The organism is Leisingera sp. ANG-M7 (assembly GCF_000813965.1).
Taxonomy (GTDB): Bacteria; Pseudomonadota; Alphaproteobacteria; order Rhodobacterales; family Rhodobacteraceae; genus Leisingera.
The window spans coordinates 1-12,175 of record NZ_JWLI01000038.1; the positions used below are offsets into that span (position 1 = coordinate 1).

Consider the following 12,175-nt stretch of genomic DNA (forward strand, 5'->3'; position numbering starts at 1 on the left):
GGGGCGGGCTGGTCTGCCGGCCGTTTCGCGGGCCGGTTTGAAGATCGGGCCCGGCGGCTGCACGGGCTGGCACGGGAGGGCGCGCGGGGGCTGGCATGAGGAAAACGGCCCTGGGGTTGAGAATATTTGAATGTGAACAAATATAGAACATGAGGCGGTAAAGTCCAGCAGCGGCAGGGCGGCGTCGCAATTGGGGGTGGCACCGGCGCGGGCGCTTGGCTACACAGTCGCGCAAGTACCGGAAAAGGGAAGAGAGCTGACGAATGGCAAAGATCACTTATATCGAGCACAACGGCACCGAGCACGTGGTGGATGTGGCCAGCGGGCTGACCGTGATGGAAGGCGCGCGCGACAACAACATTCCGGGCATCGAGGCCGATTGCGGCGGCGCCTGCGCCTGCTCCACCTGCCACGTCTACATTGCGCCGGACTGGGTCGAGAAGCTGCCCGCCAAGGACGACATGGAAGAGGACATGCTGGATTTCGCCTATGAGCCCGATCCGGCCCGCTCGCGCCTGACCTGCCAGATCAAGGTGAGCGACGCGCTGGACGGTCTGGTTGTGCATATGCCCGAGAAGCAGATCTGATGACTGCGGGGCCGGCAGCGCGGCGTCATCCGTTGCGCGTCCGGCCCCGTTCCGCCCGCCGCGCTTGGCGGGCGTTGTGCTTGGGGCTGGCCCTGGCCGGCCCCTCTGCGCTGGCGGCTGAAGACAGGATCGTCTCGGCCCGCTACAGCGAACCCACCACCCGTTATGGCCATGCGGTGCTGGGTGATGATGTGGAATACGGCGCACTGGAGCTGTCGGTGGACAACAACGGTGCGGGCTGCTGTTCTGCCAATGCCGTCTACCAAAAATCTGACATTCTGATCCGCCTGCCGCTGGATCATGTGTTCGAAGACATCGCGCCGCGGCTGGCGGATGTGACCGGCGACGGCAGCCCCGAGGTACTGGTGGTGGAAACCGATGTGGCGCAGGGCGCCCAGCTGGCCATTTATGGCGCGCACGGTGAAAAACTTGCCGAGACCCCGCATATTGGCACCCGCAACCGCTGGCTGGCGCCCATCGGCGCCGCGGATCTGGATGGCGACGGATATGTCGAGATTGCCTATGTAGACCGGCCGCATCTGGCGAAAACCCTGCGTATCTGGCGGTTCCGGGACGGCGCGCTGCATGAGGTCGGCAGCAAACCCGGACTGACCAATCACCGCATCGGCGAGGATTTCATCACCTCCGGCCTCCGCGAGTGCGGTGAAGGGGTGGAACTGGTGATGGTCAGCGGCGGCTGGCGCCGGATCATGGCCGCGCGGCTGCAGGGGGGTGAAATCACAACCCGAGACATCGGTCCCTTTGATCCTGACACCAGGCTGGCGGTCGCACTGGCCTGCCGCTGAACACAAGCGGGCACAGCGGGCCTGCGCCGCGCCCTGCGCGGCGCCCGGCCCAACGGCGCGACCCATCCCCGGATGGGCTGAAGCAGGCGGGAGAGCCGCGTCTCCGCTTTGGGTGTGATCCTTGCCTGCGTCCTCGGCCGATCTGCACGGGCGTTACCGAAATATTCATTCCCTTTGGATAGCCTGCGGCAAATGGGAAAGTGCCGGCGGCGCCGGCCGGGGCATGTTTTCACAGGAGACACGCGCGTGAGTTTTACACCCTATGTGTTCGGCACCGGTATCGCCGGCTGGACCTTTCTGCAGCGGACCCAGGCCCAGCAGCAGGAAGTCTATGAAAAATCGCCCATTCTGGACCGCCAGGTGCAGGATTTCAAAGAGCGCATCACCAGTATCCAGAACTCGGACCAGCTGCTGGACGATTACAATCTCCTGCAGGTGACGCTGGGCGCCTTTGGCCTGGATGAGGACATCAGCAACCGTGCCTTCATCCAGAAAGTGCTGGATTCCGACCTGAGTGATTCCAAGTCCTTTGTGAACCGCCTCAATGACAGCCGCTATCTGGCGCTGGCCAAGACCTTTGGGTTCAACAGCCCGGACGGCCCGCAGCTGCCCAGTGCAAAGGGCGGCAGCGAATTTGCGGGCATTTCCACAGCCGATGACCTCCTGTCCAACTCAACCCTGCTGAAAAAGGCGCTGGACAACGTGGGCCTGAAGGGGATGGAGAACAACCAGTTCTTCCTGCAGAAAGTGCTGGAATCGGATCTGAGCGATCCGGACTCTTTCGCCAACAAGCTGACCGACACCCGGTTCGCCGATTTTGCCAAACAGTTCGAATTCAACAAACCGCCGGAATACGACAGCAGCATCCAGGCGCTGGTGTCGGAGTTCAATCAGCACACCGACGGGCTGGCCAGCGCCGATGACCTGCTGGAAGATGAAGAACTGCTGCAGGCGGTGGTCGAGACCTTCGATCTGGAGCGCACAAACAAGGATTTCCTGCGCCGGGTGCTGAACTCGGACACCACGGATCCGGATTCCTTTGTGAACCAGCTGGAGGACACACGCTATCTGAATGTCTCCCGCGCCTTCGGCTTCGGCTACCCGGACATTGACGTGATGACCGATCCGGATGAGCTGCTGCAGAACCCGGAGCTGCTGGCCGATGCGCTGGACCAGTTCAACGTCAGCGACCGGGGCGAGACCTTTTTGCGGCAGGTGCTGGAATCCGACCTGAGCGATCCGAATTCCTTTGTGAACCAGCCGGATAACATCGCCTATTACGATTTCGCCGAGGCGTTCCAGGGCACCTGGCCGGATCATGTCAGCAAGATGCAGGTGTTCTCTGATGAGATCACCGACAAGCTGGACAGCCTGTCCACCGCCACTGAGCTGGTGTTTGACCTGAACCTGTTCGAGGCCTCGCTGGATATCTTCGGGCTGAGCCACCGCGACAGCGATTTCAATGTCATGATCAAGACACTGGATTCGGATCTGTCTTCGGAGATTTCCTATGCCAATCTGCATCATGATAAAAACATGAAAGCAATGGCTTACGCCTTCTCCTTCAACAAGGGAGAGGTCGCGCAGGACTATCCGGACGGCTTTGCCGATGAGCTGGCCGACCTCTATACGACCCGCCAGTTCGAGATCGAGATCGGCAATTCCGATCCCAACATGCGGCTGGCGCTGGCGCTGGAGCGCGAGCTGCAGGCGGTTGCGGATGAGGGCGGAAGCGAGAACGCCCATTGGTACAATATCATGGGTTCGCCGCCGCTGCGCACCGTGTTCGAGACTGCACTGGCGCTGCCGTCCGGCTTTGGCCAGCTGGACCTCGAGCGCCAGCTGGTGGAGATGAAGGACCGGGCCTTCTCGTCCTTTGGCATCACCCATCCGGCGGACTTGCTGGAGCCGGACATGCTGGATCAGTTCCGCAGGCGATTCCTGCTGATGACGGATCTGGGCGGTTTCTGAGGCTGGGGGCAGCCCGCCCTCAAGGTGCCGGCAGAATGATCTGAGGCGAGCCTGAGCGCTGCTGCCGCTCTGCCTTTGCGGCGCGGGCAGCCCGCCGCGGGCGGGCGCAGCATTTGCGGTCTGCTGAACCGCGCTTTTCACCGGACTGTCACCGGCGGACGAGAGGCACCTCATGGAGGCCAGCCATCAGGCCGGGATGCAGGACGCAAGCCAGGGTGCAGTTCGCAGGCATCGCTTCTGTGCAACCTGGCCAGCCCGTTCAGCTGCGGTTCCGCTTTGTGCCATTGAACGCCAGTCCGTTGCTCAGTTTTGGGCCCGGCTGCCTGGAACGGCTCTTTCCATGGTGACTGAGGTCGGTTTGGCGAACCCGGTGTGCGCGGTCTCGCCCGTCTTGCGGAACCCCATCCTGGCAAAAGCTGTGTGGTTTTCCGTCAGTTCAATTCTCGCCTGCAGCCGCAGCACCTGCAGGCCAAGTGCCGCAGCGCGGGTTGCGGCCAGCTTCACCAGCGCCCGCGCCAGCCCGGTGCCGCGATGGTTGCCGTCTACCGCAAGCTTGCCCAGGTAGAGGCAATCGGGGTGGGGCGTCAGGAATACGCAGGCCGCAGGCGGCGTGCCAATGGCCCAGATCTCCCCGTGGCGGCATTGTTCCTGCAGGGCAGCCAATGACAGGCGGTGCATTGATGAGGGGGGATCGATGCGCCCCTCCATAAAGGCAAAGCTGCGGCGGATCAGGTCCAGAACATCCCTCAGGCACGGATCACCGGGAAAGAGCCGCCGGGGCGCGGTCATTGGTCCGGCCCTCGGGCTGCTGATCCGGGCTGCGGCAGGCGGCTGGGGGCGGGCGCGCGTCATGGGATTGTCCTTCCTGACCATCAGGATATCCCGGGGCCCCAGCCCTGGCAAACTGCGGGAGTGAGCGCCGGCCGCCGGGTGCGGCAGCACCCGGCTACGCCCAACTGTGAGGGGCAATCTGCGATTGGCCCGGAGCAGGCGGGAGGGTCTGCCTGCCGGAACCTGGCGGGCAGATTACTTCAGCGCGCGCCAGCCGATGTCGCGGCGGAAGAAGCCCTGCGGCCAGTCCACCCCGTCCACCATCGCATAGGCGCGGTCGCGGGCCTCTTGCAGGGTTTCGCCGCGGGTGGTCACGTTCAGCACCCGGCCGCCAACCGCCAGCACCTTTCCGTCCTGCGCCTTGGTGCCTGCGTGGAACACCATGTTGCTGCTGTCCTCGGGCAGCGCATCCAGGCCCTTGATCTCGGAGAATTTCTCGTAAGACCCCGGGTAGCCCTCTGCCGCCATCACCACGGTGATTGCGTGATCGTCCGCCCAGTTTACCTGCGCTTCGTCCAGGCGGCCCTCAGCCGCGGCGTGCATCAGGTCCAGCGCCTGGGCGCCGAGGCGCATCATCAGCACCTGGCATTCCGGGTCGCCGAAACGGACGTTGTATTCCACCAGCCGCGGCTGGCCGTCCTTGATCATCAGACCGGCATAGAGCACGCCCTGATACGGCATGCCGCGTTCAGCCATCACCTGCATGGTGGGCTTCACGATCTCTTCCATCGCTTTTGCCTCGATGTCTGCCGACAAGACCGGCGCGGGGGAATAGGCGCCCATGCCGCCGGTGTTGAGGCCGGTATCGCCCTCGCCGACGCGCTTGTGGTCCTGGGCAGAGCCGATCGCCAGCACGTCCTCGCCATCCACCAGCACAAAAAGGGAGGCTTCCTCGCCTTCCATGAATTCTTCGATCACCACCTCGGCACCGGCACCGCCAAAGACGCCGCCGAACATGTCGTCGATGGCCGCCATCGCCTCGTCTTCGGACATCGCGATGATCACGCCCTTGCCGGCCGCCAGACCATCCGCCTTGACCACGGTCGGGGCGCCGTGCTGGCGCACATGTGCCTTGGCGGCGTCCGCATCGGTGAAATGGCCATAGCCTGCGGTGGGGGCGTTTGCCGCGTCGCAGATTTCCTTGGTGAAGCTTTTGGAGGCTTCCAGCTTTGCTGCCGCCTCGGAGGGGCCGAACACCAGCAGGCCCGCCTCGCGCAGCCGGTCGGCGACGCCTGCCGCCAGCGGCGCTTCGGGGCCGACGATCACAAAGTCGATGGCGTTTTCCTCGGCAAAACTCACCACTGCGCCGCCGTCCTCAATGTCAAAGGCCGCGCAATCGGCGATCTGGGCGATGCCCGCATTGCCCGGGGCCACGATCAGCTTGTCGCATTTGGGGTTCTGCATCACTGCCCAGGCCAGTGCATGTTCACGCCCGCCGCTGCCGAGGATAAGGATGTTCATTGGCGCATTCTCCGATCTGCCTGAGCCCTGTGGCCCGCGGGGTGCCACCCGGGGCTTGCCTTGCTTGCCGCGCGTTCTATGCTGCGCGCGACTTCAAAACAAGACCGGCCTAAGGCCGCAGGAGAGCAGCCCCCGATGTCCGACCTGTTTGACGACCCGCAGCCGGGCCAGAACGCCCCGGAATTCACCGTTTCCGAGATTTCCGGCGAGGTGAAGCGCACACTGGAGGGCACCTTCGGCCGCATCCGTGTAAAGGGTGAAGTGGGCCGCGTGTTCAAGGCGCGTTCCGGGCATTTGTACTACGACATCAAAGATGACCGCTCGGTGCTGGCCTGCACCACATGGAAGGGGCAGATCAGCGGCTTGTCGGTGGTGCCGGAGGAAGGGCTGGAGGTGGTTGTCACCGGCCGGCTGACGGCCTTTGGCGCGCAGTCCAAGTACAACATGAACGTGGATGAGGTCGCGGTTGCCGGCCAGGGCGCGCTGATGGCGCTGTTGGAAAAGCGCAAGAAGCAGCTGGAGGCGGAGGGCCTGTTTGCGCTGGAGCGGAAACAACCGCTGCCCTATCTGCCGCAGATCATCGGGGTGGTGACCTCGCCCTCGGGCGCGGTGATCCGCGATATCCTGCATCGCTTGCGCGACCGTTTCCCGCGCAAGGTGCTGGTCTGGCCCGTGGCTGTCCAAGGGCAGAATTGCGCAGGCGAAGTGGCCCGCGCCATCGACGGTTTCAACCGTCTGACACCGGGCGGTGCTCTGCCGCGGCCCGATCTGATCATCGTCGCCCGCGGCGGCGGCTCGATCGAGGATCTGTGGGGCTTCAACGAGGAGGTCGTGGCGCGTGCCGCCGCCGCCTCGCAGATCCCGCTGATCTCAGCTGTCGGGCATGAGACGGACACCACGCTGATCGATTTTGTCTCCGACCGCAGGGCGCCGACCCCGACCGCGGCGGCGGAGCTGGCGGTGCCGGTGCGGCTGGAACTGATGGCGTGGAGCGAGAACCAAGGCGCGCGGCTGACCCGCGCCGCCGGGCAGGCGGTGCAGCTCAGGCGGCAGCGGCTGAATGATCTGGCCCGGGCGCTGCCCAAGCCCGATACGCTCTTGGAAACCCCGCGCCAGCGGCTGGACCGGATTTCCGACCGGCTGCCTGGTGCGCTGATCAACGGCGTGCAGCGGCGGCGGCTGCACTTGAGCGAAACCGCGGCGTCCTTGCGTCCGGCCACCCTGCGCCAGCTGGTGGAAGGGCGGCGCAACCGGCTGCAGAACCTCGCCTCGCGCCTCAGCCTGCGGCCGATCCAGCGGGAGATGACGGCGCAGAAGGACGCGCTGGGGCGGCTGGCGCAGCGGCTGGATGCAGCGCAGGCCGCGCGCATCGACCGCCAGCGCCAGGCCCTGAGTGCCACCGGGCGGCAGCTGGAAATCCTGAGCTACAAGGCGACGCTGGAGCGCGGCTATGCGGTGGTGCGTTCAGGCGATGAGATCCTGACCACCCGGTCTGCCGCCGCCAAGGCAGACGTCCTGCAGATCGAATTTGCAGACGGCACGCTGGATCTGGAGGGGGGGACCGCACAGGCGCCGAAGAAGGAAGCGCCAAACCCGCCAGCACAGGGTGGCGGCCAGGGCTCGCTGTTCTAGCGGGGCATTTGCAGGGGCCTCAGGCGCCGACCTCGGGGCCGTAGCACAGCATCTCCTCGCCGATGTCTTCGGCTTCATACAGTTCGGTGGCGGCGGGGTCATCCTCGAACCGCGCGGTCAGTCCGCGCGGTGTCAGTTCAAAGGTCCAGCACTGCGGATCGTCCCGGTTCTCATAGACAAAGCAGATCTGGCCTGCTTCTTCGTACCAGCTGCCGTCCTGGCATTTGCCATCGAGGAAGGACCAGATCACCCGGCGGTTTGGCAGATAGCGTTCGACCCCGTACATGGCACCGCCGAAGCCGTAGAACAGCGTGCGGCCCTGGGTGTAGCGGTCAAACTCGCCAGCGCTCAGCGGCTCGCCTGCCGCCAGCGGGGCGGGCAGGGCGGCCAGCAGGAGAATCATCAATAAACGCATGAGGCCATTGTGCCTCAGGAGCAGCGGATGCTCCAAGCCTTGCGTTTTCTGAACAGGCTCCCGCGGGGTCACCTTTGACCGGGGCCAGTTTGCGCGGACAGAGTGGCGGAAAATCAAAGGGGAGGCAGGGCATGACGGCGGAAATGGTGCTTTGGGCGGGGGCTGCGGCCTGTGCGCTGATCTACCTGACGATGGCTGCGCAGCCTCCCGCGCTGGCGCGCAGCGTGCTGAAGACCGCATCTGTGGCCTTGATGGCGCTGGCGGCGCTGCTGACGGGCGCACCCTGGCTGCTGGCCGTGGCGCTGGGTCTCTGCGCGCTGGGCGATCTGTTCCTGTCGCGTGACGGTGAGGGGGCGTTCATGGCAGGCGTCGGCGCCTTTGCCGCCGGGCATCTGGCCTATGCGGTGTTGTTCCTGACACGGGACACAAGCGACGCGGCGCGGCTGTTGCAGATGCCAGGGATCGCCATCGCAGCGGCTCTCCTGGTGTTGGGCCTGATGATGGCGCGCATCCTGGCGCCGCGGGCCGGGGCGCTGAAGGGACCGGTGCTGGCTTATATCCCGATCATCCTTGGCATGGGGGCGGCGGCGCTGACGCTGCCGTTCGGCGCTGGGGTCTTTGCCGCAGCTTGCGCCTTCATGCTGTCGGACATGGTGCTGGCGGCGGAAACCTTCGTGCCGCCGGAGGATCACGCGCTGCGCCGGATCACGCCCTTTGCGGTCTGGCCGCTTTATTGGGGGGCGCAAGCGGGCTTTCTGGCGGCATTTTCCTGATTTCTTCAGCGCCTAGCGCTTTGCACTCCGCCGAAATCCGCATTAGGTGAGGGGGCAGACCCTTTTGCGGAGACCAAGATGGCGTTTTTCTCAAAGCTCAAGGAGCGGCTGTTCAAATCCTCCTCCAAGCTCGAGCAGGGGCTCGATGCGATTGTCGAGGAGGGTGCGGAGAGCGCTGCGGATGAGGCAGTTCAGGCCCTGGCGGAGTCTCCGGCAGTGACACCGGAGCAGCCTGCGCCTGCGCCGTTTCCGCAGCCGGAACCCGTGGCCGAGCCGGAGCCTGCGCCCGAACCTGAACCGCAACCCGTTGCGGCACCCAAGCCCGCACCGGCCCCGCAGCCTGCGCCGGAGCCGGAAAAGAAATCACCGGGCCTCTTGGGCCGCCTGATGGGGCGCTCTGCTGCGGCTGAGCCGCGCCGGGCGCTGGATGACGACATGCTGGAGCAGCTGGAAGAGCTGCTGATTGCCGCCGACATGGGGGTGGACACCGCGCTGCGGGTGACCGCCAACCTGGCCGAGGGGCGGATGGGCAAGAAGGTTTCCAGCCGCGAGATCAAGGAACTGCTGGCGCAGGAAGTTGCGCGCATCATGGAGCCGGTGGCCAAACCCTTGCCGATCTACGCCAAGCGCCCGCAGGTGGTGCTGGTGGTGGGTGTGAACGGCTCCGGCAAAACCACCACCATCGGCAAGCTGGCCAGCCAGTTCAAAGGCGCAGGCAAGAAGGTGGTGATTGCGGCGGGCGACACCTTCCGCGCCGCCGCCGTCGAACAGCTACAGGTCTGGGGCGACCGGGCCGGGGTGCCGGTGCTGACCGCGCCCGAAGGTTCCGATCCGGCCTCCTTGGCGTTTGATGCGATGACCAAGGCCCAGGAAGACGGTGCTGACCTGCTGATGATCGATACCGCTGGACGGCTGCAGAACCGCGCCGACCTGATGGAGGAGCTGGCCAAGATCGTCCGTGTGATCCGCAAGAAGGACGAGACCGCGCCGCACAACACCCTGCTGGTGCTGGATGCCACCACCGGCCAGAACGCGCTGAGCCAGGTCGGCACTTTCCAGCAACTGGCGGATGTGTCGGGCCTGGTGATGACCAAGCTCGACGGCACCGCCAAGGGCGGCGTGCTGGTGGCACTGGCGGACAAGTTCGGCCTGCCGATCCACGCCATCGGTATGGGTGAGCAGATTGACGATCTGGCGCCCTTTGATCCCGAGGAATTTGCCGCGGCTCTGACGGGACTGGAGAAATCCTGAACCGCCGCATTTTCCGGCTGAGCAAGGGCATTTGATTTGAGTGATTGGCTGATCTCCCTGGAAGGCACCGAGGCCGGGCATCAGGCGGCGCTGTTTCTGGCCATCTGGGCGGCCTTCCTGCACGCGGTTTTCGGTGCATTGCAGAAGGGGCGGCATGATCCCTGGCTGTCGCGCGGGGCGATCGACTTTTCCTATTGTGTGATGGCGGCGCCCTTTGCGCTGTTTGTGGTGCCCTGGCCGGAGCCGCATATGTGGCTGATCTTCTTCGTCGCCTGGGTGATCCACGTCTTCTACAAGCTGTTCCAGGCGCTGGCCTATACCAAGGGCAGCTACACGGTGGTCTACCCGGTGGTGCGCGGCACCGGGCCGCTGTTCACGGTTATTGGCTCTTTCTTCCTGTTCGGCGAGGTGTTCACCCTGGTGCAATGGCTGGGGGTGGCGGTGCTGCTGGCGGGGATCTTCGGCCTGGCGGGATACAACTACCGCTACCTGACGGTGAACCGCGACACGCTGGGGATTGCGCTGGGGCTGGCGGTGGTGACCGGGTTGTTTGTGGCCGCTTACACCACATATGACGCCTATGGCATCCGGGCGACGGCGGATCCGTTCACCTTCCTCGCGTGGTTTTTCATGATCGACGGGCTGGTGTTTCCGGTGATTGCCTTCAGCCGCTGGCGCAGCATGGCGGAACCGCCTGCACCCGGGCCGCTGATGGTCAAGGGCTTCTTTGGCGGGCTGGTGGCCTTTGCGTCCTTTGGCGCGATCATGCTGGCGACACGGCTGGACAAGGTGGGGGAGGCGGCAGTGCTGCGCGAGACCTCGACGGTGTTTGCCGCCCTCATCGGCTGGCTGGTGCTGAAGGAAACCGTGGGGCCGCGGCGGATTGCCCTGATGGCTTTGATCGCCCTGGGCGCCGTGATAGTGGAAGTGGGCGGCTAAAGCCCGCAAGCAGAGCAGACAGGAGGCCACATGGCCGCGAAGAAGATCAACCCGACCCTGAAGATGGTGCTGGAACTGGGCCCGATTGTCCTGTTCTTCATTGGCTATCTGAAGCTGAAGGATCAGGTGTTTCTGATCGGGGGCAGCGAGTACAAGGGCTTCATCGTCATCACCGCGGCGTTCATCCCGCTGATGGTGGCCTCCACCCTGGCGTTGTGGAAGCTGACCGGCCATCTGTCGCGGATGCAATTTGCGACGCTCATTCTGGTGGTGCTGTTCGGCGGCATGTCGGTGTGGTTCAACGATGACCGTTTCATCAAGATGAAGCCGACGATGCTGTATCTTCTGTTTGGCGGATTGCTGGGCATCGGCCTGATGCGCGGGCAAAGCTGGCTCAAGGTGGTGATGGAAGAGCTGATGCCGCTGCAGCAGGAGGGCTGGATGATCCTGACCCGGCGGCTGTGCGCGTTCTTCTTTGGCCTGGCTGTGGCAAACGAGCTGATCTGGCGCACGCAGAGCACCGAGACCTGGGTTTATTTCAAGACCTTCGGCCTGCCGGTGGCGATGTTTGCCTTCTTTATGTTCCAAGGCCAGCTGCTGCAGAAATACGGCGAAGAGGAGGAGGCGGGCCCGGCGGAGTAACCACCGGCGGGCAGAGGCGGGCTCCCGCGCCTTCGCACATCATCAAAGATGAAGCTTGAAGCCTTGGGCCGGGCAGCGCACCTGCGGTGCGCTGCGGTTGCGCGCGTCACCGGGTTTGTCCGAAAATCACCTCTTGTGCCCTTGTATCGGACCGGTCCGCGCGCAGGTCCGCGTGCAGCGCCCGGCCGGCCACGACGCCGGGGCGCGACCACATCAGATCCAGCCAGCGGGCCAGATGCGGCTTGTCGTCCAAAGTCTGCTGCTGGCCTTCCCAGAGCGAGGCCCAGGGCCAGATGGCCATGTCGGCAATCGTGACATCTGAGCCCGCCACAAACTCGTTTTCTGCCAGCTGCCGGTCCAGCACGCCATAGAGGCGGGCGACCTCACCCCGGTAGCGGTCCTTGGCGTAGGGCAGATCCTCGGGAGCGTACTTCAGAAAATGATGCGCCTGACCGGCCATCGGACCGACGCCGCCCATCTGCCACATCAGCCATTGATCCACAGTCAGGCGGGCACGCTCATCCGCGCCGTAGAACTGCCCGGTCTTGCGGGCGAGGTACTGCAGGATGGCACCGCTTTCAAAAAGCGAGACCGGCGCGCCGCCGGGGCCGTCCGGGTCGATGATCGCGGGCATCCGGTTGTTGGGGGAGATCTTCAGGAACTCGGGCGCGAACTGATCGCCTTTGCCGATGTCGATCAGCGTGACCTCGTAGGGCAGGCCCATCTCCTCCAGCGCGATGGAGATTTTCCAGCCATTCGGCGTGGGCCAGTAGAACAGGCGGATGGGGTCCTGCATCGCGTGCCTCCGTCAATGTGCCCGGCCACAGGAGCACGGGGCGCGGGGGCGGGCACATTGACGGAGGCACG

General features: G+C 64.7%; 12 protein-coding genes. 8 read left to right on the plus strand and 4 right to left on the minus strand.

Annotated features, from left to right (window positions below):
- Positions 1–263 precede the first annotated feature (263 nt).
- The 3 genes from RA26_RS21705 (at position 264) to RA26_RS21715 (ending at position 3,364) form a co-directional block, all read left to right on the plus strand.
- Positions 264–587: a 2Fe-2S iron-sulfur cluster-binding protein gene (locus RA26_RS21705; protein ID WP_039187507.1), complete on the plus strand. Its 324-nt coding sequence runs from the start codon at positions 264–266 to the stop codon at positions 585–587.
- Positions 587–1,393, plus strand: a complete 807-nt coding sequence (locus tag RA26_RS21710) for an FG-GAP repeat domain-containing protein (protein ID WP_152612689.1) — start codon at positions 587–589, stop codon at positions 1,391–1,393. The genes RA26_RS21705 and RA26_RS21710 overlap by 1 nt, the downstream gene beginning before the upstream one ends.
- Positions 1,394–1,639: 246 nt before the next feature.
- Positions 1,640–3,364, plus strand: coding sequence for a DUF1217 domain-containing protein (locus tag RA26_RS21715; RefSeq protein WP_039187510.1), 1,725 nt, complete (start codon positions 1,640–1,642; stop codon positions 3,362–3,364).
- A gap of 303 nt (positions 3,365–3,667) precedes the next feature.
- On the opposite strand, the gene RA26_RS21720 is transcribed toward RA26_RS21715, so the two are convergent.
- Together RA26_RS21720 and purD are read right to left on the minus strand one after the other, a co-directional pair.
- A complete protein-coding gene (locus RA26_RS21720; protein WP_446720186.1) occupies positions 3,668–4,216 on the minus strand; it encodes a GNAT family N-acetyltransferase in 549 nt (182 codons plus the stop codon).
- Positions 4,217–4,390: 174 nt separating this feature from the next.
- Positions 4,391–5,656 (minus strand): phosphoribosylamine--glycine ligase, encoded by a 1,266-nt coding sequence (gene purD / locus RA26_RS21725; protein ID WP_039187512.1) that lies wholly within the window; start codon positions 5,654–5,656, stop codon positions 4,391–4,393.
- 135 nt (positions 5,657–5,791) lie between these two features.
- Between purD and xseA the strand changes: the two genes are divergently transcribed.
- Positions 5,792–7,288 carry an exodeoxyribonuclease VII large subunit gene (gene xseA / locus RA26_RS21730; RefSeq protein WP_039187513.1) on the plus strand — a complete coding sequence of 499 codons (1,497 nt, stop codon included), beginning with the start codon at positions 5,792–5,794 and terminating at the stop codon, positions 7,286–7,288.
- A 19-nt stretch (positions 7,289–7,307) separates the two neighbouring features.
- On the opposite strand, the gene RA26_RS21735 is transcribed toward xseA, so the two are convergent.
- Positions 7,308–7,703 (minus strand): hypothetical protein, encoded by a 396-nt coding sequence (locus tag RA26_RS21735; protein ID WP_039187514.1) that lies wholly within the window; start codon positions 7,701–7,703, stop codon positions 7,308–7,310.
- A 131-nt stretch (positions 7,704–7,834) separates the two neighbouring features.
- Here RA26_RS21735 and RA26_RS21740 point away from each other — a divergent pair, with 131 nt between their 5' ends.
- The 4 genes from RA26_RS21740 (at position 7,835) to RA26_RS21755 (ending at position 11,308) form a co-directional block, all read left to right on the plus strand.
- A complete protein-coding gene (locus tag RA26_RS21740; RefSeq protein ID WP_052272536.1) occupies positions 7,835–8,476 on the plus strand; it encodes a lysoplasmalogenase in 642 nt (213 codons plus the stop codon).
- A 78-nt stretch (positions 8,477–8,554) separates the two neighbouring features.
- Positions 8,555–9,727, plus strand: coding sequence for a signal recognition particle-docking protein FtsY (ftsY, locus tag RA26_RS21745; RefSeq protein ID WP_039187515.1), 1,173 nt, complete (start codon positions 8,555–8,557; stop codon positions 9,725–9,727).
- 36 nt (positions 9,728–9,763) lie between these two features.
- On the plus strand, positions 9,764–10,666 hold the full coding sequence (locus tag RA26_RS21750) for a DMT family transporter (RefSeq protein WP_039187516.1): 903 nt from the start codon (positions 9,764–9,766) through the stop codon (positions 10,664–10,666).
- Between the two features lie 30 nt (positions 10,667–10,696).
- Positions 10,697–11,308: an inner membrane-spanning protein YciB gene (locus RA26_RS21755; protein ID WP_039187518.1), complete on the plus strand. Its 612-nt coding sequence runs from the start codon at positions 10,697–10,699 to the stop codon at positions 11,306–11,308.
- Between the two features lie 106 nt (positions 11,309–11,414).
- Here RA26_RS21755 and RA26_RS21760 read toward each other — a convergent pair whose 3' ends face one another.
- Positions 11,415–12,104, minus strand: a complete 690-nt coding sequence (locus RA26_RS21760; protein WP_039187519.1) for a glutathione S-transferase N-terminal domain-containing protein — start codon at positions 12,102–12,104, stop codon at positions 11,415–11,417.
- Between the last annotated feature and the right edge of the window lie 71 nt (positions 12,105–12,175).